Raw genomic sequence first — 24,790 nt, 5'->3', positions numbered from 1 at the left:
CCCAAAAACAAAATCTTACAAATCACCTCAACAATTCCATAGGCGCAAATATGTTAATATTGCGAATTTTACCTGTGATTAAACTTGTTATACCCCAAGTTTCTGACAGGATTAATTTCAACTGTACTAACGGAAATTTCTTATGGATAAAAATGATATAAAAAACACGAATCTCGTTCGAAAGTCAATTGCACATACCAAGGATCTTTTATCAACCAGAAAAATACGACAGCTCAAAGTATCAGATCTTATTTCAGCGTTGAATCTCTCCAGAAGTAAGTTCTTTCGTTTCTTTGGAAATATGAATATCATTTTGGAATTGGTCATCTCAGAGGAGCTTGAGCGCAGTTATGAGTTTATCGCGCGTACTCTTTTGGCAGGTTCGGACAATCCGCATCTGATAGCCGAGCTCAATCTTCTTCGGGCAATCTATTTCAGGAAGAATAGTATACTTTATAATTATTACAATGGCATATTTTCCCTGCCTAAAAGATATGGTACATTAATACAGGCCATCACAACAAAGGAGCAGCAACTGTATATGAGTATCTTGTCAAAACAAAAGAATCATATGGCAGCTGATCCCAGCCCGATAAAACTACTGCCATTATTTCAAGATAAGACAATTAACCAATAGTCGCTATCCTTGCATATCAGTAAATTTCACAACTCTTTCACGGAATACTATAGTAATTCCCCGATATGTAATCAGGAAATTTGTAGGACTAAAATAAATTCAAGATGAAAAATGTAGCATTGAGCATACCCGATATGCAGAGCACACACTGTCAAGCAAGAGTGAACGCTGTGATCAACACGTTTGATGATGTCAAAATCGAAAGATTGGAAGCAGGAAAGCTTACTGTCTCAATTGGACGCAATGAAATCGAAGAAGAACTGCTGTCCGCGATCACGAACGCAGGTTATACTGTAATGGCTGAGCGTGATGAAAAATCTTCAAACTGCACAACAGGTTGCTGTGGGTAGTGCCCAGAAACGTAAAGAAGCAGACTACCTGTTTCTTTACGCTTCTGATAGGAATTTCTGCGAAAAGTCCCTTTTTATAAAAAAGTTATGATAAATATGTACAATTCAGATGAATGGCCGTATATGATAACGAGAGTTTATCGCGTAGCGGAGCAGATCATTCAATCGCAATTGGAAACCGGAAAATCCGTCCAATTCGCACTGGAACTTAGCAACGAACTAAAAACAGATTATCAGGAATTGAACAGTCTGTTCCTTGCCCGATGTGATATGAGTCTGGAAGCGGTTTTTCTAAAACAGATTGTCGAGAAGGTAAAAGAGCTGCTTGTGTATACTGAACAGCCACTGTCACAGATCGCAAAAGCACTAGGTTACGAAACGTCAAATGATCTATCGGAGCAATTAATGCACTATACCGGGTTAACATCGGCACACTTCAAACGTATCCGAAAAATCAAACTTGAGAACATCAGTCGGCAACAGAACAAAATATAGCTGTTTGACACTTATGAGCATTGTCACACAAGGAATCATAGCATGAAAAAATATATCTGGCATACACATAAAATTGTAAAGGAAACAGACGATACCGTAACAATATACTTCGATACAAGCGGGCATCGTATGAACCATCTGCCCGGACAGTACCTGAATGTCCGGATTAATTTCAACGGCGAATCGCTCATACGGTCTTATTCATTGAGTTCCATACCTTCGGATCACTATCCTGCGATTACGGTAAAAAAGGTTGAAGGCGGTAAGGTAAGTTCCTATATTGTAGATCATGCAGCGAATATTGAGTCATGGAATATAGAGGGGCCATTTGGGAATTTTATTTTGGATCAAAAGATAGCAGATCAACAGCAGGTTGTTCTGCTCGCAGGGGGAAGCGGTATTTCACCATTGTTTTCGATGTTGAAGAGTATCGGCGTTACAAAACATAATCCCTTATTGATTTACAGTAGCAAATCACCGGAACAGACTATTTTCCAGAATTCATTAGCATCACTTGAAGTGGATCGTAGTCTGGATATTTGCTATTCTTTTACGGATCCGGAATTTGTTTCCACAAAAATGAACCATATCCCCGGGAGGTTTTCTTTACTTGTGCTCCGATCGGTTATCAAAAGGCTTGTTCCGGCAATTAATGACACGCAATATTATATCTGTGGTCCGGTTGCGTTGATGGATCTCTACCGGGATGCATTGACAGGCCTAAAAATTCCGCAGGAAAATATCCATATGGAATATTTCAATGCGATATCCGGAAATGCGGTCAATTTTGAAACCGATGGCTGCACAAATGAGGTTATTGTCACACATTTCGAGGATACCTATGTCGGTGATGAAATACAGACGTTCGAATGCACTTCCCTTATCAGCGTTAAATCGGGGCAATCGATATTGGAGGCCATGAAGAAACATGATATCAATGTAGCAAGTTCTTGCAACAACGGAACTTGCGGTACATGCTGGGCGGTCAAAACAATGGGTACAATTCATATGCTCCGTCATGATGCGTTGCCCGAGCAGGATATTGCAGCGGGAATAGTTTTGCTCTGTCAAAGTTATCCCCAAAACGGGGATGTATGTGTTACTCTACAGTAACACATACGGCTCAAAAATTTTCCTTCAACAGTTCCTTAAGATTCCGATGCTGCAGACACAGCTCCGTATACATCGTTTTCAACCTGTTGTTCTCCTCGTTCAAATTCACCAGTACGGCCAGAATATCCATTGCGACATCTTTATATTTATCTTTCAGTTCGTAAACCGTTGCGCCATATACCCCATATTTATCAAAAAGCTCCAGGCCACTTTTTCCCGAATTATAGTCTTTCAGCACCTTGCTGATCTGATGTTCATTACTTGCTCTGTTCTTCATCTTGCTAACCTATTATTATCTGTTTCAAAGTTCCGAAAGATCAATGGGACCGGCTATATATTTTTCCCCCCTTTATGTTATAACATTTTACGTAGTCAAAAGGAATAACCTAAAATTTCGCAAATCTAAGACGGAATATCATATAATCATATTTAGCACAAATGCTGAATTTTATCCGAATATAAAAAAGAGGGACAAATACATGATGAAAACTATGACTCTGTTAATAAAAGGAATGGTGTGCTATAGATGTATATATGTACTGGAAAGAGAAATGACGATTCTGGGTTTTGAGGTACTGGACATTATGCTGGGGCAAGTCGTACTAAAGGCTACAGATGATTTTCCTCAAAAGATGGATACAATGGAACCGATGCTGAAAGGAAACGGCTTCGAATTGCATTACGAAAAGAAACAGAAGATAATCAATGGCATAAAAGAGTATGTTGAAAAAGGTATTGACATGCAGCTGGCGAGTGGGGTTCCGACCCGGTTTGCGACCTTGATCAGCGATCAGCTAAACAAGCATTACGATACCCTGAGTGCCCTATTTTCGTCGACTGAGGGGATAACGCTTGAAAAATACATTATTTTTAGGAAACTCGAAAGGGTAAAGCAATTGTTGATTTACACCGAAATGTCCCTGACTGAAATTGCCTATGCCATGGGGTACAGTAGTCAGGCATACTTATCCAACCAACTGAAAAAATACACGGGCTTCACGTCTGGCCATTTTAAACAGGCCAGAAATTCAACTGGGCTACTGAAACACCAGTAGCTCGCCTTGTTTATCCCCCTTTACCTTTATACTTCCCTACGTTTATACACCCTACCTGCGCATTTAATCTATTGGCGACAAATGAGAGCTTTACCATCTGATGCGCGGGCAATAGAGAGTAGCGTCTAACAGCATTCGCGAGGGTATCAGAATTGCCGTGAAAATCAGTAAATCTTATAAATCGAATAAGGAGTTGCATACGCTGCGCCTGCACGAGTATCGTCAATTTTGTATTTGGGTAAACCACCGGCGCAATGCCGGGAAAATTTCAATGATCAATTGATAAAGATAGTAGCGTTCAATCATTTATTGCACAATTAAAAAGCAAGACCATGTTATACAAATTAACAAAATCCAGAACGGGCATGTTAGTTCCCCTACTGGGTATTATACTAATAGCCTGTGAGAGCAAGCCCGAAAAAACAGCTGCGGCATCGAGCGGCGCCAAGGCTGATGCCACCCGGTTACCAGTCGATATACTGATCGCGCAGGAGGAGGAACTCCGTCAGGACGAGACCGTCATAGGAACCATGATGCCTTATCGGGAAGTGTCTATTGTGAGCGAACTGCCTCAAAAAATTGCCCGGGTCGCATTTCAGGACGGTAGCTACGTGGAGCAGGGATCGATACTTTATATCCTGAATGATACCGATATCAGGGCACGTCTCAATCAGGTGGGCGCTGAATTGGAGCTCGCAAAACTGAATAAAGAGCGGTTACAGAACCTGTTGAAAACCGAAACGATAAAACAGCAGGAATACGACGAGGCACTTATGCATTTTCGTTCTTTGACCGCCCGGCAGGAACTGCTTCGTGTCGAACTGGCCAAGACGATAATCCGAGCTCCATTCTCCGGAAAAATCGGTATCTCAAAAGTGCATGTGGGCGCCTATGTCATCCCCGGTACAGCGCTGGTTACCCTGCAGGATCAGATCAGCCTCAAGATTAACTTTTCTATTTCCGAGAAGCATCTGCCTTTGATCAATAACGGGACAAAAGTGCGCTTCACCACTGCCCTGTCCGCAGCACAACTCGAGGCGACCGTGCTCGCCACGGAGCCGGGACTGGATGCTTCGGGCCGCAGCCTGGAAGTGCAGGCACGCGTGGATAATTCCGATAAAAAATTCAGGCCGGGTATGTCCGCCAAAATACATTTTGACAGCAATGGCAAGGATGCTAAAGGTGTCAAGGTACCCACAGAGGCCCTTATGCCCGGTGACGGCGGATACAATGCCTTTGTTATCGTCGACGGAAAAGCAAAGCCTGTTGCAGTCACTATCAGTAACCGCACGGAAGCGGATGCTGTTATAACATCCGGTCTGAGCACCGGAGACAGTATTATCGTGTCCAATATGTTGCGCATTACGGATGGTACCCCCGTAAAAGCCATTATTCCAACTAAATAAGATGCCATGAGTATATCGTCACTAAGTATAAAAAAACCCGTACTGGCGGGAGTATTTTCTCTTTTGTTGGTCATATTGGGAATTGTCGGATGGAAACAGTTGGGCGTGCGGGAGTTCCCGCTGACCGAACCTCCTGTCATCTCCGTGATTACGTTCTATCCAGGCGCGAGTCCGGATGTCATTGCATCTAAACTTACGCGTCCCATGGAGGAGTCTATTGCCGAAGCCGGCGGGATCCGGACGATCTCTTCGGAATCGCGTGAGCAAGTGAGCGTTATTTCGGTCGAATTTAACCGCCAGACAGACATTGAGGATGCGTTGAATGACGTCAGGGATAAAGTGGCCAAATCCCGGAAGCAGCTGCCGGCAGATGTAGATCCACCCATTGTCCAGAAAGCCTCTTCCGCAGACAACCTGGTTGCCTTTCTTGAAGTAGAAAGTGATACAAAAGACATCAAGGAGGTCAGTCACATTGCATCCACAGTGATCAAAGACAGGATGCAGTCGATTCCGGGAATCAATAACGTCGCTATCGTCGGTGAGCATAAATATGCCATGCGGCTCCGGTTCGACCCAGTTAAATTAGCTTCCTATCAGCTTACCCCCGAAGATGTGAGACGTGCCTTGCTCAGAGAAAATATTGATCTGCCCTCGGGGCGCATCGAAGGCGATCATAGTGAATTGAGCGTCCGGACGCTCGGACGCCTCAACAGTGCAACAGATTTTAATGAGATGCTGATCAAAAAAACCGGCAATAGCGTTATCAAGCTGAAGGATATCGGTGTGGCAGAGCTCGGTGAAATGAATGAACGTACCGCCATTATCAATGAAACGGGCAATCTGAACCGTGTCGGTATCGGTGTTGCGATCCAGATTCAACGTGATGCCAATGCCATAGAGGTGGTGGACGAATTTTACAAGCGTCTGGCCCAGCTCAAAAAAGATATACCTTCCGATTATCGTCTTATTGTAGGATTTGATTTCACACGCTCTGTTCGCGAATCCATCAAAGAGGTAGAAGAAACCCTATTTATAGCATTTGGATTGGTGGTGCTTATTATTTTTCTTTTCCTTCGCGATTGGCGTTCAACCATTATTCCGGTATTGGCCATACCGGTATCTATCCTATCTGCATTTTTCATTATGTATATTGCTGGTTTCTCCATCAACATACTTACACTTTTGGGACTCGTGCTTGCAATAGGACTTGTGGTCGATGATGCTATTGTCGTACTGGAGAATATTTACAAGAAAATTGAGGAAGGGATGTCCCCGATTCAGGCTGCCTTTAAAGGTTCCAAAGAAATCTATTTTGCCGTGATTTCAACCACAATTACCCTGGCGGCGGTGTTCTTACCTATTGTATTTATGGGAGGTATCAGCGGTCAGCTCTTTCTCGAGTTTGCAATCGTCGTTTCCGGATCCGTCTTGGTTTCTGCTTTTGTGGCTTTGACATTGACGCCGATGCTGAGTGCATATTTCCTCAAAAAGAAAGCCGGTCCGGGCTGGTTCTATCGCGTGACCGAACCTTTTTTCATCCGTTTAAATAACGGTTATACGCAATTGCTGGTTCTTTTTATGCGGGTACGTTGGCTCGCCTGGGTGTTTCTGGCCGTTACTACAGGACTGATCTATTTCGTTGGTAAAAAATTGCCATCTGAACTTGCTCCTGTAGAAGACCGTTCCAATATGAACCTGATTGCAGTCGCTCCGGAGGGAGTTTCTTTCGAGTACATGAAAAAGAATATGATCGAGGTCGGTAAATATGTGAATGACTCCACCGATGGCTTGTATCAAACCTACTCCATGGTGGCCATTTCCTTTATCCCTGCTCCCGCCCCGGTGAATGTCGCTGTGCAAAGTATTTATCTAAAAGACCCCAAAGAAAGGAAAGCGTCAATACAGGATCTGTATAACCAATATGGCGCCGCATCAGGCAATTTCCGGGGCTTCCTCCTATTTCCCTACCTCCCGCCAACCATCGGCACACGGTATGGCGGTGGTATGCCCGTCCAATTTGTATTGCAGGCGCAAAATCTGGACAGCCTGACCGCTGTGCTGCCTAAATTTTTGGGTGCGGTACGTCAGAGCAAAAAACTGATGTTTGCCGATTCGGATCTTAAAATAAACAAACCGGAGGTAAAAATAACGATAGATCGGGAGAAGGCCGCGCTGATGGGCGTATCCATCGAAGAAGTCGCCCGTACCCTACAGCTTTCCCTTTCCGGGCAACGTTATGGGTATTTCCTGCGCGACGATCGACAATATGAAGTGATCGGACAGCTGTCACGTCCTTACAGAAATGATATCAATGACTTAAATGGTATTTATGTGCATTCAACAAACGGCCAGATGATCCCTTTGAGTAACCTGATTACCACGAAAGAAGCCGTAAGCCCGGCGGCTATTTACCGATACGATCAATACACTTCCGCTACCATATCTGCCGCACCCATGCCGGGTGTAAGCCTTGCTGAGGCTATACAGGAGATCGAAAAAATAAAAGCCGATGTGTTGGGTGAAAATTTCAAGTCCTCCTTAGCTGGGCAGTCACGCGATTTCAGTGAAAGTCAGGGCAATATCACCTTCACACTGATACTGGCGCTCCTGCTCATCTATATGATATTGGCCGCCCAGTTTGAAAGCCTAAGAGATCCGCTCACCATTATGCTTACCGTACCGATGGCAGTAACGGGAGCGATCCTCAGCCTACATTGGTTTGGTCAGAGCTTAAATGTGTTTAGCCAGATCGGCATCATTACACTCGTTGGACTCATCACCAAAAATGGTATTCTAATCGTTGAATTTGCCAATCACCTCAAAGATACCGGTCTTTCAAAGTATGATGCTGCGATTACTGCGGCTGAACAACGTTTTCGTCCGATATTGATGACCTCACTGGCCATGATATTCGGTGCCTTGCCTATTGCGCTGACGGCAAACAGCCGTCAGTCTCTGGGTATTGTCATTGCCGGCGGACTTGTGTTCTCCGGTATACTCACATTATTCATTATTCCGGCCGTCTACTCCTACCTGTCAAGCAATAAGCGCAGGGAAGTCATTGTTGAAGCAGATACCGAAAGCCTACATGAAAACGCAACGCACTAATTATCAATTCCAAAGTTCATTACCATGAGAAAAACAGTATATACATGTATTATCACGCTGCTGCTGTACGGGGGCAAGCTGCATGCACAGCATAAAGCGCTATCCCTGTCCGCCGCACTGGAAATCGCAGAGAAAGGAAATAGAACAGTACAGGCACAGCTATTGGAGGAAATACACGCGAAAGCACTTACAGCGGAGAGTAAAGGGGCACTGCTGCCTACCATTTCAGCAAATGTATCCTATTCCTACTACTTTGACCGACAAACAATATTTCTACCGGGTTATTTTGCCGGCACCAGTAAACCCGTGCAAGATGTAGCTGTTGGTGGGAAAAATGCATTTAACGGCATGCTGACCTTATATCAACCTATTTTTGCGGCCGATCTCAATAGACAAAAGAAAACAGCATTGATCAATGAGCAGATCGAACGTCAAAAAACAGCCGACCTTAAAAGCAAGGTTGCGCTTCGGGTTTCGGTAGATTATCTTAACATTTTGATTATGAATGAACAGCTTGCTTTATTTGAACAAAATCTGCTCCGAAATATCAGATCCCTGAATGATGCCCGCTCCCTATTTGTACAAGGTAGGGCACTGAAATCCGATACTTTGCGCAGCTTTATCGAGGTAGAAAACATCAAGTCATCTGTTTCGTATCTAAAAAACAGTATCAATGTTTCACTTATCGAATTAAAAAGATTAATTGGAATGGATGAATCCCAAGGTATTGTATTGAGCGATAAACTGGAATTTAGCGGTCAGCACGAACCCTATCTGTTGGACGAGCTATTGAAAACTGCCGCACAAAACCGGAAGGATCTCGCTATCAAACAACTGCTCATTGATCTTCAACAGAAAAAAAAGGAAGCCAATGAGGCAGGGCTAATGCCCAGACTGGCCCTGGTAGGTCAATATCAGGTACAGGCACAGGCAGATAATATCCGGCTGGGAGACTATGCCTGGCCCAGGACGTCATTCTTGGGATTGCAGCTTTCCATACCGATTTTCAACGGCAACAGGACGCGATCGCAAATCAATCAGGCAAATATTAAATTAAAACAGGAACAGATACGCTTAGACGATTTTAGAGATGAAATCAAAACCCAGCTGGCCACAATCATCAGCAAATGGGAAGAAGCCATTGCGCAATTGGAAATACAGAAAAAAACCGTCAGTTCAGCAGAACTTAACTATCAGATGAATGAAGACCGTTTCAAAAATGGCTTAGGTTCACGCCTTGAGCTGACGGATGCCGACCTAGCGCTGACACAGGCACGGATAAATCGGCTACGGGCCACTTACAATCTGAGAATGCTCCATACCGAGATGCAACATGCCCTGGGACTGCTGGATCTGCATTCAAAAACAGACCATTAAATTTTACATAAATCATTAAAAGAAGACGTACAAATGAATACGAAATCAATAGAACCGAAGGGTAAGACAGTGCCCTATCCAAAACGCTGGGCAGCACTTTTCCTACTTTGTACCGCACAGTTTATCGTCATTATGGACACCTCCATTATCGGAGTTGCCCTGCCGGCAATTCAGGCCGATCTAGGCTATTCACAATCTGGCCTGCAATGGATCTTCAACGCTTATGTTATCCTATTTGGCGGCTTCCTGCTGCTCGGAGGGCGTCTGTCTGACCTCTTTGGGGCGCGTAGGATCTTTATGTGGGGATTTGGTATTCTCACTGCGGCATCATTCTTGGCCGGTATCGCCTGGTCTGAACTGGCGCTAAATATTGGCCGTGGGCTACAGGGACTGGGTTCGGCCCTGATTGCGCCTGCCGCCCTTACCCTCGTCATGTCCAAATTTACCGACTCAAAAGAGATCAATCGCGCTTTCGGGTTTTGGGGCGCGGCAGCAGCAGCCGGTGGGTCGGCCGGAGTTTTTCTAGGTGGTGTGATTACCGAATGGCTTTCCTGGCATTGGATATTTCTGATCAACATTCCTGCTGGACTTATTGTCCTGCTGTTCAGCAAGCGATTGTTGTTCAAGGGCGATACGAAAAAAGGAAGGATCGACCTTGCCGGCGCATTGCTGGCCACCACCGCACTTGTGCTGATGGTGTACACCATTGTATCTGCGGAGCATGCCGGATGGGATTCCTTACAGACAATAAGCCTGCTGGGCATATCGATCCTATTATTTATGGTGTTCATTATGCTGCAGAAGAAGAAAAGGGATCCACTTGTACCCATGGCTATTTTTAAGGTCCCTAATCTATCCGCGGGTAACCTGATGATGTCGCTATTGGCTGCGGCATGGATACCTTTATGGTTTTTCCTTAACCTTTACTTACAGCAGATCCTGCATTATTCAGCCTTCCACAGCGGTCTCGCCCTGTTGCCGATGACCATAGCCATTATGATCCTGATGGTAGGTTTTACTGGAAAACTGGTCACTAGGTTCGGATTCAAAACCAATATTATAGCGGGACTGGTTATCCTTGCGGGATCACTATTTCTATTTAGCACGATTCCGACAGATGGTTCTTTCCTTCGAGATGTACTGCCAGCCTCTCTATTGGCGGCTTTGGGGATGTCCCTGACCTATATCCCCGGGACGATAGCCTCCATCTCAGGTGCCGGGCCGGATGAGACGGGACTAGCCTCAGGGCTGGTAAATACAAGTTATCAGGTTGGATCGGCTTTGGGGTTGGCCATTATCGTTGCTGTTTCCACGGCGAAAACCAATGCCTTGAAAATGGCTGCCATATCCGATGCCGACGCATTAAATGCACGCTTTCAAACAGCATTTTTCTCAGCCGGACTCTTATGTATCGTAGCCGTTTTAATAGTCGTTGGTTATATCAGAACCGCTAAACAATCGTAAAGAAATTCTGGTACGGCCTATGCCTCCGGACTCTGGCAGATCTCCGCTACCGAATGATAAAATAAAATCTTTCGGTAGCGGAGTTTTTTGTTTAAAGGTGTGGAACGAAGAAAATCAGCGTCAAGTACCTTTTACTTTCACTCCCGAGCGTTGAACCGCCATTGGCTATTCGCTATAGAACACCTCTTGACTTCGATCGCTTTCTATACTGTTCGTATCTATTGAAGTGACAAAGTAGTAGTAACTATTTCCTTTTATTAGCTCTGTATCCACATATTCAAATTGATCGCCCAAGATCGTTTTCAATAATTTTGGATCAGCTTTACCTGAACTTCGGTAGATATTATAAGCTTTCATTGCTGTCGCACTATGATCCCATTGAATGAGCAACCTGGTATCATCAACAGCGTATAGCCGAACTTTCAGGGGTGCTAAAGGCTTCTCGAGTATTCTTTCTACCTGAATAGGGCTACTCAAGGCACTGGCCTTGGTCGAATCGATGACCACTTGTACGGCATAGTCATAGACACCTGCCTGACGCAATGTGTCCACAAATTCATTGGTTTCTACCTTGGCAAATACACTTGTCGGAAATGCAGGTTCGTCTTTTGATTTTCTATACACGTTATAATAATTGACCCCATTCACGATTTTGTCCATATCATACCAGGTAATAGACACCTTTTCTTTGTCCATCCAAAGATAGCGCAATTGCTTGGGGGAGGCGATCTCCACCTGCTGTCCCTTGGGAATAGATAGTTTAACGACCTCAGATAATGGACTCAATGACTGGGTATGTGATACCGCAGCGATGGCATAGTAGCTGATGACATCGCCGATGGTTGCCGAGCTGTCTTGATAGTGATAGAACTGTTCTTTCGTTTGATAAGGGATAAAATTGCTTACTTGACGCAGTTCTCCATTTGCATCAAAGCTTCGGTAGATATAGAATCCCGCCACATTGAGGCTATCAACATGTTGCCATTCCAGGGTTGGGAAATTACCCTTCATATACGCATGTACCTGTGTTGGCGGCAGGATATTGACAATTCCTGTCGCGATCCCCGAAACCCGTGCCGTGGGAAAGGAGATGGCAGACTCCCCCTGCATCAGCAACTGATAATAATAATTCTTCCCGGCACTAACGGATTGGTCGACATAGAGGGTATCAGTTACAGGAACGGTAGCTAATAACCGATAATTTGTATCGTAATTATCGCTGCGATACAACAAGATATTTTGTAAGGCATATCGTTGCTCCAATGGTTCCCAATAGATCTTTATGCCGCCATCTATTGCTGCTGTGCGGACATTAAATCCACGGTTGATATTTCGAAATCCACCAACTTGAAGCGTAACGGTGTCCGAACTCGTGCCCTGATTGCCAAAAAGATCCTTTCCAATAAGATAGTATTCATAACGGACAGATTGCAATGCTGTGGTATCCTGGAGGTAGTAAATGACCGAATCATTCTGGCTATTCCCACTCAACCCCCGTGTACTGTATACGGGCCTGAAATCTGAGCCCGAGCCACGCACCCGTCTATAAATTTCAAACAGAGGGGCAGCCTGCGTGATTGCCGACTGAAAGCGGAGTATCGGATAGGCCTCGCCGGGGTCTACCTCAATGCTTTTTATTGCTGCAAAGTCGACTTTAGGTAAACTATAGGTCATCGTTGCATTGTATTCACTCCCATCCGTAGCGATTATTTTGTAACTATAATTTTGGCCCAGTACGGCTGTGGTATCCATAAGTCCCAATCCAAATCCTATCCGGATCTGCGGAATCTGTAAGGTCAGGTACTGTTGCTGTTTCAGGGGATCTTCCCAAGCCTGCCACAGGCCCTGTGATAAACTATCCGAAAGGTTACCCGATTCCGGAAAAATAAACAGGAGATCTTTTATCCGCTGCCGAACAGTTTCCAACGATTGCAGGGCACTAATGTGTTGGATGGGCAAAAATTCCTTGTCCCCGACCCCTTTTCGCAGGACGAGATAGCCCTGCTTTGCCATTTCCAAATCATTGACATCAATATAAATCCCCTTTGGTGTGCCTGTCATAGCCACTTTTGCCTGCTGTGCATACGACGAGCTGCATACAAGCAATAACCAAAGAATCCATGCGGTATGTTTCATAATCCGTTTATTAATAATCAAAGTCAGGATCTTTGCTACAAGATCCACTATTTCTTGTAAATTCAAATTCAACACCTTTATTGCAGCTCGATCCCGCACATAGGGTCAGTTTGCCCATCACGCCAATGTCAATGCTTTCATCCACGAAGGCACACCATACCCTTGCCCCGATATTGGCCGAAAAGCAGCCCATCACCTGAAAACTTGGGTTGCCACCGGTATTGGCAAACTTGGCTTTCACGCCTACCTCAGCATCTACCGAACCGCTCACGCCACAGACACCGCCCAGGACAGCCATTCGTGCATAAGCATGAGCAAATAACATCGCACCGACACCGATCTCCTGACTTGCCTTGTTAAAACTGCCATAGATACGGGCATCAAAACCAGCGCCGAATCCCACTTCAAAATCTGCTACAACAAAATTGACCGCAAAATGCGTTTCGGGGATAATGTCCTTTCTTCCCGTAAACAAGAATCCGTGAAAGCCATTCTCCTTAAATATTTTCGGCAGTTTCTTCACATAAGACTGACTTGTAAACTTCGCTTCCATCTGTGGAGTGACCGTATTATGATCGCCGATGCCGATACCGACAGCCAATGGGAAAATCAATGGTACCGGTGCCAGGACATCTGCTCCTGCGAAAAAGTACCAGCCTTCTTTTTCAAAAAGCATTTCAAGCTCCACCTTACTTAGGATCACGGCTCCGGCCACCAACCTTGGCATGCTCAGTGCACCAAACATACGTCCGGTCTTGAAATCATAGTCAAATTTTGCTCCCGAGAAACCACCGCCATTCTTTGCCATTCCATCGGCCAGGTTATCGACCGGCAATTCCTCTTGTATGGCTTTTACCGCTTGCATGGCGACCTGTTTGGTTTTTTGCTTGGCAACATCGACAATATCAATACCGAGCGCTCCGCGCAGAACACCGTTGAGCTGCAAAAATCCACCGATTGGATTGCCATCGATCATGGAGTTGATGGCATTCATTCCGGTACCCGCCAACCGCATCTTAGCAGCGATCTGATCGTAATACTGTTTTCCATCTTGACCCAATTTCATCACCTCATTATAGGTGTCATTGGCAGTTTTAAGATTATTTTCAATAAATTCCCGGGTTTGCCGTACATTTTCATCCTTCATCACTTCGTCCAATAGCTGGGCAGCATACTCCTCTCCTTGTTTGCGGTATTCGCCAATAACAATTTCCGCCTGCTTCTTGGCCTCGTCTGCGGCTTGTGAGACAACTGCTTCTGCAAAGGCTTTAGCCTCACCTGTCACTCCCGCTGGTGCTCCTTCCCCTTGTACCGAAGATGTAACCATGCTAACCAGATTCGCCTTGATACCAATATCCGTACCCGGCATCTGTATCATTCCTGCAATCCCCAGTCCACGGCCGCCATAAAGCTGCCCTCCCGCTGCCGCGATGGTTTTGAAACGCGTCCCTCCGTCTCCTGTAAAGGAGAAACTCAAAGGAGCAATAGATAATTTAGGTACACCGGATTCACTTGCGGTATAACTGATGCTTCCATTGATATTATCCAACAGCTTGGGTAGATGAAGGTTAACAGTTCCGTTCATTGTTAAACCATCAGGTTTGCTAAAGAAAGATCCCGGAGTAAAAGACAATTGACTTTGCAATGTAATGGGCTTTGCAGATTGACTAAAACCAAAGACTTCCTCATCATTACTCAATACGGAGATGTACCCGATTTGAATGCGGTCACCCTGATGTGTCATTCCCGGAAGTTTCTCCAGAAAAGCAGCTTCACCGTTGTCATTTCTTAAGGTAAATTTAAAATGACCTTTCCCCGGGATATTGCCCACATCGGCATCGTAGGAAAATACCAACTCTGTACCTTGATTGAGGTGAAGTGGTATATTGGCTTTGCCACCTACAGTCAGCTGCTGTGATACATTGTCGGTCTTGTCAAAAATAAGTTCCCCCGGTATTATCGACATTTTCCGCATATTCAGGTCTGCTTTATTGGTAAATATTTTACCTTCATTCAGCACGATGCCGCCCGAGTTAGGTGCCAAGACCCAAGATCTGCTCTGCACCTTCCATTTTTCCAGTTGAAATTCCAAGGGTTCATTGCTACGGACAGGCAACAGCATATCTTTGGTAATAATGGCTTTCCCTGCAATTATACGCAGAGGTATATTACCCTGTATCGTGGTTTTTAAGGTAAGGAAGAGATGAATACTATCATCTTTCATATAGGACTCCCTAGCTCCGTCAATGCCACTTTCACCATCAAAACCCAAATATTTAAACTGTATCGCCTTACCCTGATCTTTACTGATCGTATACTTTCGTCCTTTGGTGCTTGCGTTCGATCTGAAAACTTCTATATTCATCTTTGCGGGACTGCCGTCGGCATATCTGCCCAAATAAAAATCCTGGTTGCTGATCGTCATATAACTACTTGGAAAGTTGAACGAGTTGTCGACAATCCGAACTTTCCCTTCGATCGAACCTGTCGTATCGTTTTCGCCACGCCGTATGCGGATAAATTGTTCGGCTCCGAGCAATTGTGCTTTATATGACTTAAATGCGGCTATCCGGATATTCTTTTCCAGCAGGTCAATCTTTTCATCTGCTGGTACCCCTTTAGCGACCTGACGGTTATTGACCAGACCTGATTTCTTAATGACAATATTTTTAAACCTCAGCTGCAGCTCCTGCCCCCCAAACTTATCGTCTTTGAAATCAGAGTTTTCCGGCAGATCGACAAGATCGCCCGAAACTAGATATTCCCCCTCTTGTCGTTGCTCCAGTTTATTGATTCGAACATTAAAACCATACAGCTGGCTGAGGTCGATATCATTGAGCTCATTGATCTTGAAATCGAGGGTCTGCTCCGTGACATCTCTTTGCACGGCAATAGATTTGCTTTCGCCCACAAAAGTCCGGTTTTGTGCATGGTAACTGGCCGTCACTTTGATTTTCAGTGCGTTGCCAGGTAACAGTGGACTTGCCGCTCTTGGTTGAGGAACCAAAATGGAATAATCACCATTGGCATCCGTCTCCGTTTCACTTTCTGAATTTGCGCCGGCTCCCTGCTCCAGGTAGACGCGTGCCCCCTGAAGGGCTGTTCCGTCTGCTGCTAGCGTAACCTTTCCAGCTAAGAGATTAGCACGGTCCACTTCGACCACAACCGTGCGAAGTACCTGATCGTCTTCGCTATTTACATTGTTGAGGCTAGTGGGCATAAAGGCGATACCAGCCTGTGCACCGACGATCGGACTTGTTGAATTTTCCTTAGATTTAGCCCTATATTTTGCAATATCATTGGTGACAAAAACATTGAAATTGGTCTTCGAATTATTGACAAATTCAAACCGTGCCTCACCCTGTGTGTTTGTCCGCTTGAAATCATCGCCGGCTCCTTCAATATAGACCTTCGCATTGGTCACACGCGAGCCGTCTTTCGTCTTGACGACAATATTGATCCGATGTTTTCTGCGGGTCAGTTTGAAGTCTCCAAGATCTGCATTGGGTTCCTGAGCAAATACGGCCGCAGTTTTAGGCATATACGCTGGATCATAAGGCAAGATCATAATGGAATCAGGCCTTGTCGGAAGATCAATTTCAAAACGCTGGTAAGGCATATTCAACTGTGAGTTAACCAATCCGACGGATTGAATTTCTTTACTGATGCCCGAAGTGAGCGCTGTGTTTGTTGTTTTCGCATTTGCTGCGTAAACGAAATTGACATTATTTCCAAATTTTGTCTTGGATTGGGTGGCAGCAGCCACTATTCCCGTATTCAGATCTGCTTTGCTTGCTATAAAAACTGTCGTATTGATTTCGCCTTTGGCATTCTTGGTGGATTGTATCTTGCTGCCACTGGTGCCAAACAAAATTTCCTTTTTATCACTTACTGTCCGATCGACCAAAGTTTGAAAATTATTGAGTGCAAATTGATTTAATGAATGATTCAAGGCTCCCGTACCCCCCTTCCTACTTAGCGCACCTTCGGTATCCACCCATCTTCCATTCATTTTCAGCTTGACCCGCGCAGTTACCGGCGCATCGTTCTCTGCATCCATCACATAGCCATAAGCTCCTCTTCCAAGCGGTTTAATGGCAAAGTTGCGCACGATCTGCCGTCCGGACAGGCCGGGTTCGAGCGCCCCGATATCCACCTCCTGCTTCTCGTAACCGGGCGCATAGAGTATTCTGACCACATTGCTGGTCTGTGTAGAGACCGTTCCTGAATTAATCGTCTCAGGGTTAAAAGATTCGATCCGTTTTTCTATTGTGGGGAATGAATAATAACCATTATCATCCGTGGTTGCAACTTCTTCAAAAAGGAAATTATAACGTTGATTGTTGTATGATTTCCCGTTTAAGATCACGCTAGCTTTGACTTGTACCCCTTTTATACCCAGGGTGGTAAAATCATCAGTGACCCGGCCTCTGATCAAGGTAGATTTGGGAACGACCCTAAATTTATATTCGACAACATTGTCGGGATTCAGATCTTTGTTAAACAGGATATCCGATTCAGGGATAAAGCCTTCGATACCCTGTGGCCCATCCGCCGCTACCCTGCGATTGGTCCATACATGGGTTTTGCTCAGTAAGTAATCCTTATAGAAGGCCACGTCGTTCTCCCGGCCCCGGTCGTCAGCTTCCAAAATGTAGTTCAGCGTACCGGCCATATTCAATGTTGTCGGGCGAAGCACATCCTTAAACTCAATATAACCACCGTCGTTGCTGAGATCTCCCTCCCGCATCAATATATTCTGATATTGATTATCCAAGGCCGGATTATTCGACTGAACCACAGCTCCATTGCTGAGCGATACACCGGAATAGTTGGCTCCTATATTGGCGGTATAGCTTAAGTTGCTGGCAGCAATTCCTTTGATGGACATACCTGACCCAGCTGCGGCAATCGGTGTCGCCGAATTATTGTATCCCGAATTGGGCGTGGAGGTATTGATATTCTTTTTTATATTTTTATCCAGTCCCGGGATACTGGGCATATAACGGTGGTCCTTATTGCTCAGATCATAATACAGGTTCACGGGTACATTGGCAAATGAAATTGCTGTCTGTGGTTGTTCGGCCCGGTCCACACGCCCTACCAGTACCCGAATGTTTTGGGTCTTTACAAAAGAGGTATAGGCACCGATATCTTTACTCTCCCAAGGTTGTACCACAATGGCCTCATCAGGTGCACAATAGAAAGCTACATCGGGCACCAGACGAAAGACCCGCCTGAATTTTCCATCACGGGTAGCGGCCAGATCGCCTTCCCCCCTTGTTACGCTTCCATCAACATATTGACCGGCGGCGTCCGCATTCGGAAAATCAAATTCAAAATTTCCATCCTGATCGGTCATTACAGTTTGCAATACTTTGTAGTTGTCCTGTACACTGCCATTGTCACTATTGATGGATATCCCTTGTTCTACAACTTCTGTTTTTGCAAAATTGGTATATCCAAAGCTTGCCAGCTGCGTGCTGATGCTGTTGTAGTAGTTTCCTATAGGGGAAATAGCTCCGACGTAGCCAGCCTTAGCCGTTTGATCTGGCAGCAATGGTACTGCCGATGCATTGCGCATAGCCGACATGGCTCCGGTTCCAAGAGGTACGTCAACAGTTTCTGCCCGAGGACCGCCGTTTTGCGAAGCTAATCTGGCACCGTGTTGCATATCAGGAATAGTTCCGGCGGTAGATTTCGATTCCACAAAATCATAGGTAACCACCAGTTTTAGCGGCATATTTGCGTAAGGCTGTTTGGGTAGTCCCGCTTTATTTTTATAGGCATACTTTAAGTTTCCCGTCAATTTGGTACGCGGTGCCACTGCCAATTCCTTTTCCAAGGTCAGAAAAGCCTCTTCTGTTTGGTCGTTGTACCGGTAATCTGTCCATTTGTCCTTGGTGAGCACATTTTTGGTGACACCATTGCCATAGAGCGATCCCCCTTTGGCCAGACTATTTCCCAGATTTAGTCCTGGTTCATTTTTATCTGTACCTGCGAGCTGTTCGCCCTTTTTCGTATTGCCGGTTTTAGCTGGGATAACATTGACTTGTTTGTTGGACACTTTGAGACCATTGTCGGTCAGCATTTTCAACTTAGCAGACCCCTCCTGCGATTTTAAAGCATGCTCAAACGCATTTCCATTCGTGTAGCTGACCAGCTCTGGATCATTCAGCTTTAAGTTGCTGCTGTTTTTATTTCCGTTGACAGTGAGCCCGGCAGCGATAGTGCCATACGACACTTCTCGCAATACGGTGCTGCCATTGAGTAATACGATCTTATAATTATAACTGTCCGAGGGCAGATTTTTAAATAAGGAATTGATCGTTACGTACGCCTCGTTACCGTTTTTCTTATCCCTTATTTGTGGTGTTGTGCGCTCGGCGATCAAAATTTTATCGCCCTGTATTGCTTGCTCATACAAACGCTCACTAAGCAGATCACCCTCGTATCGTGGGATTCCGTATTGCGGATTTTCTTTGTTCGTCTTTTGCCTATAGATTTTGATCTTGGCATTTTCAACATAATCCCCCTTAAGGTTATTAAAGATCTCACGAACGTTGATTTTCAGGCTATAAGCATTGGCATCCAAGGTAATCTGGCTAACGCTTTGCTCAGTGCCCGATTTAAAGGAAAATAATTCGCTGCTTGCTTTGAAATGCGGATTGAGCACAGCAATTTTATAGTAAAGCCCAACATTACCTTTCATATTTTCGATATGATATCGCAGACTGGCAGGCATCGCCGAAGCGCCCTGGCCGCCGATATTGTTATCCCATTTGTCGTCGGGGATCATACCGCTGCTGTCCTGAGATGAAAAGAAACAGGTGATTTCAAAATTTCCATCCTTATCTGTGGTGACATATTGTCCCCCAAAAACATCTTCTTTATTGAAAAAACTGGCGATATTGCCTGTCAATTCTGTTTTTTGTGCCACGCCGTTGCTATCTTGGGCCACCTTGGCATACACTTTTGAGAGATAGACTTTTTGATTGGCAATGGGAAATACGTTTCCTTTTGCATCATCCTTAAATTGGTAAACCAGTCGTCCTTTGATCTTGGTGGTATCGCGGTGTATTTTGGCATCAAACAGAAAATCTACCGGGATACTCTTACCCTGATTTTCGAAAATTTGCTGCTGCATGGGGTCATTGGCAATCACCTGTACCTGATAGCGCGCCCCTTTTTTAAGTTCGGGCATCTTTACAAAATCATATAGGAGCTCGTTTTTTCCGATGATCTTGGTCGTATACATCGGTAATGTGCTACTTAAATTCTTGCTGGACTTGCTTGTGCTGATTTTATAAAAATTGACTGTATACTCTGTTGTTGGAGCAGCGTTCAAGATCGGGTTCCAGACCACTTTAAATTGTTCTACGCCCTTAAATGTACTTTGATTTTCGGGGCTCACGATCAATGGGGCCGCAATCATATTTCCGGCATAGATAAAGGAGCTCACCTCTGACCAGCCACGATTCCGAAAAGTAGATTTTCCTGTTGGATCCGTTGCCTGTACTCCCATGACATATTGCCTGCCGGGTATGAGGGCAGGATGCGCGGGTCCATATAATAGCATATTGGATCCCAGTGTCTCCTCAAATAAGGGTCTGCTGGACAAAAAAGCATCATTGGGATTACGTGGGACGATCAGCTCGACAATGCGTAGTTTGTACTGGATAAAGGGCGAAGATCCGGGCGGTGTCGTCCAGGTGATCGGCAAAGCCTGTACGCCTCGGACGTCCACCTTCTGTTCATTAAAAGGACTGATAATGCGCGGGGGCTCCAGGTCTGAGATCCGAAAACTGGTACAGCCCAGCGGTTGTTCCGGACTGATCGGTTCCAGGCTATTGTATTGTAAAGCACGGATACATAACATATAGTTACCCTCCAAGAGGCCAACACCACGGTTCATATCCGCCCGGCTGATGCCCGTATAGTCAATTTTATTGATGTCAAAAAGAGCCGCAATGTCATTGCCGTTCAGATTGACTGTCTGACCCGCCCCAATGATGATCGGGCGTGGACTACGGTAGCCGGGTTTGACCCAGGCCGAAATCCCGTTATCCCCGGTTACCTTGGCCGTAAGCTGTATCGACAACTCGACCGTGGAAGTATTGGTCACCGTCACGACCATCAGTTCGGGGTGCGAAGAATAATCAGCTATGCGGTTCAAATAAGGAGGCAACACGTGCGATGTGATCTGTATCTGCGCCTTTGAAGCAAAGCATAGGAGCAAAAGCCCAAGTAGGATACATACATTTCGTCTGATAGATGCGATCGGTTTCATAATCCAAAATTCAATTGGTAAGCAATTTCTCCACGGGTTTCCGAAAATGACGGATTTACACCCGTCACAACAGACCCCGGATTGTTATTGGTAAAGTAGACCATTGCCCGGATACTTTGCAGTTTGCTAATGGTATAGGATAGGTTTAGAGAGCCATTGAAGATGCCGCTTTTATTGCCATTGCTATTACCCCGCATGTAACTCAGGTTGGTACCCGTACTGAGTTTATTGTTGGCGATCAAATAGGTAGCGCCGCCCGAAATCCCCTTATAGCTATTCCGATTGCCACTGGATTTTAGCATGGTATAGCTCAGGCTCGAGTTAAAGCTGAGTTTTTCCTGTGGAAGTGACAAGGTATAATTTAGCAGGTATTGACTGGAGTTGATGTCCCTGCTCGGAGCATTGTTTGCGTCAAAATAACTGTTATAGTCATTCATGCTATTGAAATTGACTGAAAGCAGGATCATTTGTACCCTTGTCGGACTAGATAGGGTAAATCGCGGCATGAAACCGAATGTTCTGGTAGTTTGTACAATTTTGAGGGAATCCGCAAAGCGCAGTGTATTTGGTTTCTGATTATTGGAAAAATTGCTGAAGTTGAGATCAATTCCGAGCTGTTTTGTCAATTCGGCCGTTAGCATTGCTGTACCGATGACACGTTTGGAGGTTGCTTCTTTCTGCAACCGGACATTGTCCTGTTCTATTCCTAGGCTTCCGTTAAAACGAAATCTGCCCGAAGGATGACTGTAGTTGGGCATAATGGTCAGATTTTCAACATCATTAGTAAAATAGTAAGCGCCCATTGATGTAAATCCGGGTTCCACACGACGATAGTTTACCTTAACGCCATAGTTTTTGGCCTGATAGCCAACGCCGGCGTTAAAAGCCAAAAACCATTCGGAAGTACCATTAATATCCAACATCTTACCTAACTTTCGGAGCGTCTTGTCCGTTATGGAATCCAGCGACAAGGTCGAATTGATGTCGCGTGTCAGCAAGCTTACGGCCCCGTCACTTTCGATATAGAGCTGTTTGAAAATCGTAAACCGGGTACCATAGCCGAGCACAGAATTGGCCGCCGGAGTTACTTTTCGATTTGTATTATTGACAATCCCCGCGATTGAGCTACTGTCATCTTTGGCGTGGAGCAGATTCAGGTCAAAGAAATTGGCGTTGGTGCCGTATCCCAATTTTACCGCCAGTCCCTTGCGGGTAAAAGAGTAAGGCACCAGCGACATCGAGGCCGTATCAATGACCGTTGCCCGATTCAAACGCCCATACATGAGCCCAAAGCGTAATTTACCGGGATTAAGCTCCACCCCGCCCCCCAAGATGGTATGCCCCGCCAGTGTATAAGGCGAAAAAGTGATATTTCGATATCCGGCATGCAAGGTGATCCACTTATAGGTCGGACTGAGGCCAAATTGATTAAAAGGTTGCTGGAAGGAACTCTGCTTTTTGCTCAATGTGAAGCTAAATGGAATACTCCATCCATACAATGAAATCGTTGGACTTCCGCTGATCAGATAATTAACAGGTTCCATGCGGTCGGCTATTCCGGAGGCATGGTAAAACATGCCCCGGAGCTCCAGATTTCCGTCAAACCGAAACGGTTTTTGCTTGGTAATATTACTAAGCTCTTGTCCCTGTATAGGTCTTAACATCCCCAGGCAGCAGACAACGATTACGATATGGATGATGGTTTTCATGCTAATCAGCGATCTTATACATGACTTTAAGTTGATTGTAATCTCTCGGCAATGCCTTGGCCAGTCCCTGGGCATTCTTATTTCCGGGAATGATCACAAAGCGGAACAGTAAATTTTCCTCCACCTCTTTCCGCCCGATATCGAATCCCGTATTTGAGATTAATATGCGGATCAGTGCGTTCGTTTGATCTAGGTGGAAGCTATAGTCCACCCAGTCGTACAGGCGTCCTTTGCAATTGAGCTGGCTGATAAAAGAGCCCTTCGTCCCCGCATCCTCCCGTACGTAAACTAGTACCGCGGCTTCATCGAGTAATTTGGGGTTATCGTAAAATTCGCGTACAAAAAAATCTCCGGAGATATTTCCCGAGCTAGGCGACTGGTAACTGCCGTATAGCGTCCGCCATTCACTGTAGATAACATCCGTTTGTGGTCCGGCAGGACCTCTTAAGTTCATAATGGGATCCCCCCATCCTGTTTTGGTTTTGGGGCCATACAAATTTCCGGTAGCGATACTGATGTAGTAGTCGCCTGCCCTGCCGAGTGTATCCTGCGGAGTACCATAGCCATTATGGATTTTGGATCCTGCCGCACCATTGGTACCATTGGTTCCCGCGGTGCCTGTTGCACCTTTTAAATTAACGGGTGTACCCCAGGTTGTGGCCGTTTTTGGTCCGTAAAAATCGCTGGTATTGGTACGGAAATAAAAATCACCGATTCGGCCCAGCGCTATATCAGGCACGTTGATGCCGCTCAAGATCTGCGATCCCGGAGCACCATTCAGTCCATTGGTTCCCTTGAGGCTGGTGGCATTTCCCCAGCCGGCTGCAGTTTTAGGTCCATAGAAATCACCTGTATTGCTCCGAAAGTAAAAATCCCCCAACTTGCCGATGGCAGCTACTGGCACCGTTGTACCGGCGAGGATCGTAGCCCCGTTCGTACCATTGGTACCATCTGTGCCATCTGCGCCTTTGGCACCGATCAAACTAATGGGAGTACCCCAGCCAGCATCCGTCTTGGGGCCATAAAGCTGCCCCGTCGTGGTCTGGAAATAATAGTCACCATTGATCCCCATACCCGCAGCGGGTACGGCGGTGCCATTGTAGATTTTAGTACCATTGGCGCCCTTTAGATTGAGTGCAATTCCCCAGCCTGATCCTGTTTTGGGGCCATAGAGATCCGTGTTGCTCCGGTTGAGATAGTAATCACCGATCTGTCCCAAGTTAGCGGTGGGTGCGGTAGTGCCGTTCAGTATTTTAGAACCAGGTATTCCGGGAACTCCGGGAGTCCCCGGTGCACCTGTAGCGCCAACAGCTCCTGTGGCACCGCGCAGATTGACTGGATCACCCCATCCTGTTGTGGTCTTGGGGCCATAAAAATCACTATTTGTCAATTGAAAATAGAAATCACCGGCGATGCCCAGCGTTGTTGCGGGAATTGTATTGCCGGTATAAATCTTGGTCCCACTGAGACCTTCCAGTCCTTGTGGTCCCACATCTCCTTCTTTGGTACAGGAAAGCAAAAAGACCAATATCAAATTAAATAGAAAAAATCGATTACCTGATAACGTTTTCATATATGATTAAATTATAGTTACTAATTGGTGATAAACTCAGTGGCCTCGGCCAATTGTATTTCCAAACAAATAGAATA

Annotated in this window: 14 protein-coding genes; 9 read left to right on the top strand and 5 right to left on the bottom strand. The window is 45.4% G+C overall.

Going from position 1 to position 24,790, the window contains the following annotated elements:
- Nucleotides 1–142 precede the first annotated feature (142 nt).
- From B4G94_RS02450 to B4G94_RS02435, 4 genes are all read left to right on the top strand, one after another.
- Complete coding sequence (locus B4G94_RS02450; protein ID WP_286856946.1) at nt 143–637, top strand: hypothetical protein; 495 nt, start codon at nt 143–145, stop codon at nt 635–637.
- Between the two features lie 104 nt (nt 638–741).
- Nucleotides 742–987, top strand: a complete 246-nt coding sequence (locus tag B4G94_RS02445; RefSeq protein ID WP_286856945.1) for a heavy-metal-associated domain-containing protein — start codon at nt 742–744, stop codon at nt 985–987.
- Nucleotides 988–1,110: 123 nt separating this feature from the next.
- Complete coding sequence (locus B4G94_RS02440) at nt 1,111–1,482, top strand: helix-turn-helix domain-containing protein (protein ID WP_286856944.1); 372 nt, start codon at nt 1,111–1,113, stop codon at nt 1,480–1,482.
- Nucleotides 1,483–1,524: 42 nt separating this feature from the next.
- Nucleotides 1,525–2,595 (top strand): iron-sulfur cluster-binding domain-containing protein, encoded by a 1,071-nt coding sequence (locus B4G94_RS02435; RefSeq protein WP_286856942.1) that lies wholly within the window; start codon nt 1,525–1,527, stop codon nt 2,593–2,595.
- A 10-nt stretch (nt 2,596–2,605) separates the two neighbouring features.
- Here the strand turns inward: B4G94_RS02435 and B4G94_RS02430 are convergent, their stop codons facing one another.
- Complete coding sequence (locus B4G94_RS02430; RefSeq protein WP_286856940.1) at nt 2,606–2,872, bottom strand: hypothetical protein; 267 nt, start codon at nt 2,870–2,872, stop codon at nt 2,606–2,608.
- A 214-nt stretch (nt 2,873–3,086) separates the two neighbouring features.
- Between B4G94_RS02430 and B4G94_RS02425 the strand changes: the two genes are divergently transcribed.
- From B4G94_RS02425 to B4G94_RS02405, 5 genes are all read left to right on the top strand, one after another.
- Nucleotides 3,087–3,650 (top strand): helix-turn-helix domain-containing protein, encoded by a 564-nt coding sequence (locus B4G94_RS02425; RefSeq protein WP_286856939.1) that lies wholly within the window; start codon nt 3,087–3,089, stop codon nt 3,648–3,650.
- A gap of 332 nt (nt 3,651–3,982) precedes the next feature.
- Entirely contained in the window at nt 3,983–5,056 is a 1,074-nt protein-coding gene (locus B4G94_RS02420; protein ID WP_286856937.1) for an efflux RND transporter periplasmic adaptor subunit, read from the top strand.
- A 6-nt stretch (nt 5,057–5,062) separates the two neighbouring features.
- Entirely contained in the window at nt 5,063–8,164 is a 3,102-nt protein-coding gene (locus B4G94_RS02415; RefSeq protein WP_286856935.1) for an efflux RND transporter permease subunit, read from the top strand.
- Between the two features lie 24 nt (nt 8,165–8,188).
- Complete coding sequence (locus tag B4G94_RS02410; RefSeq protein WP_286856934.1) at nt 8,189–9,541, top strand: TolC family protein; 1,353 nt, start codon at nt 8,189–8,191, stop codon at nt 9,539–9,541.
- 33 nt (nt 9,542–9,574) lie between these two features.
- Nucleotides 9,575–11,005 carry an MFS transporter gene (locus B4G94_RS02405; RefSeq protein ID WP_286856932.1) on the top strand — a complete coding sequence of 477 codons (1,431 nt, stop codon included), beginning with the start codon at nt 9,575–9,577 and terminating at the stop codon, nt 11,003–11,005.
- Between the two features lie 165 nt (nt 11,006–11,170).
- On the opposite strand, the gene B4G94_RS02400 is transcribed toward B4G94_RS02405, so the two are convergent.
- Genes B4G94_RS02400 through B4G94_RS02385 form a run of 4 tightly spaced genes read right to left on the bottom strand, consistent with a single transcriptional unit; the run spans nt 11,171 to nt 24,713 of the window.
- Nucleotides 11,171–13,141 carry a hypothetical protein gene (locus B4G94_RS02400; protein WP_286856930.1) on the bottom strand — a complete coding sequence of 657 codons (1,971 nt, stop codon included), beginning with the start codon at nt 13,139–13,141 and terminating at the stop codon, nt 11,171–11,173.
- Between the two features lie 10 nt (nt 13,142–13,151).
- Nucleotides 13,152–21,431 carry a carboxypeptidase-like regulatory domain-containing protein gene (locus B4G94_RS02395; RefSeq protein ID WP_286856928.1) on the bottom strand — a complete coding sequence of 2,760 codons (8,280 nt, stop codon included), beginning with the start codon at nt 21,429–21,431 and terminating at the stop codon, nt 13,152–13,154.
- Entirely contained in the window at nt 21,428–23,140 is a 1,713-nt protein-coding gene (locus B4G94_RS02390) for a hypothetical protein (RefSeq protein WP_286856927.1), read from the bottom strand. Before B4G94_RS02390 ends, B4G94_RS02395 begins: the two co-directional genes overlap by 4 nt.
- A 1-nt stretch (nt 23,141) precedes the next feature.
- Nucleotides 23,142–24,713 carry a hypothetical protein gene (locus B4G94_RS02385; RefSeq protein ID WP_286856925.1) on the bottom strand — a complete coding sequence of 524 codons (1,572 nt, stop codon included), beginning with the start codon at nt 24,711–24,713 and terminating at the stop codon, nt 23,142–23,144.
- Between the last annotated feature and the right edge of the window lie 77 nt (nt 24,714–24,790).

This window comes from Sphingobacterium sp. UBA7625 (genome assembly GCF_002484085.1).
Taxonomy (GTDB): domain Bacteria; phylum Bacteroidota; class Bacteroidia; order Sphingobacteriales; family Sphingobacteriaceae; genus Sphingobacterium; species Sphingobacterium athyrii.
This window is presented reverse-complemented; position numbering and strand designations above follow the sequence as displayed.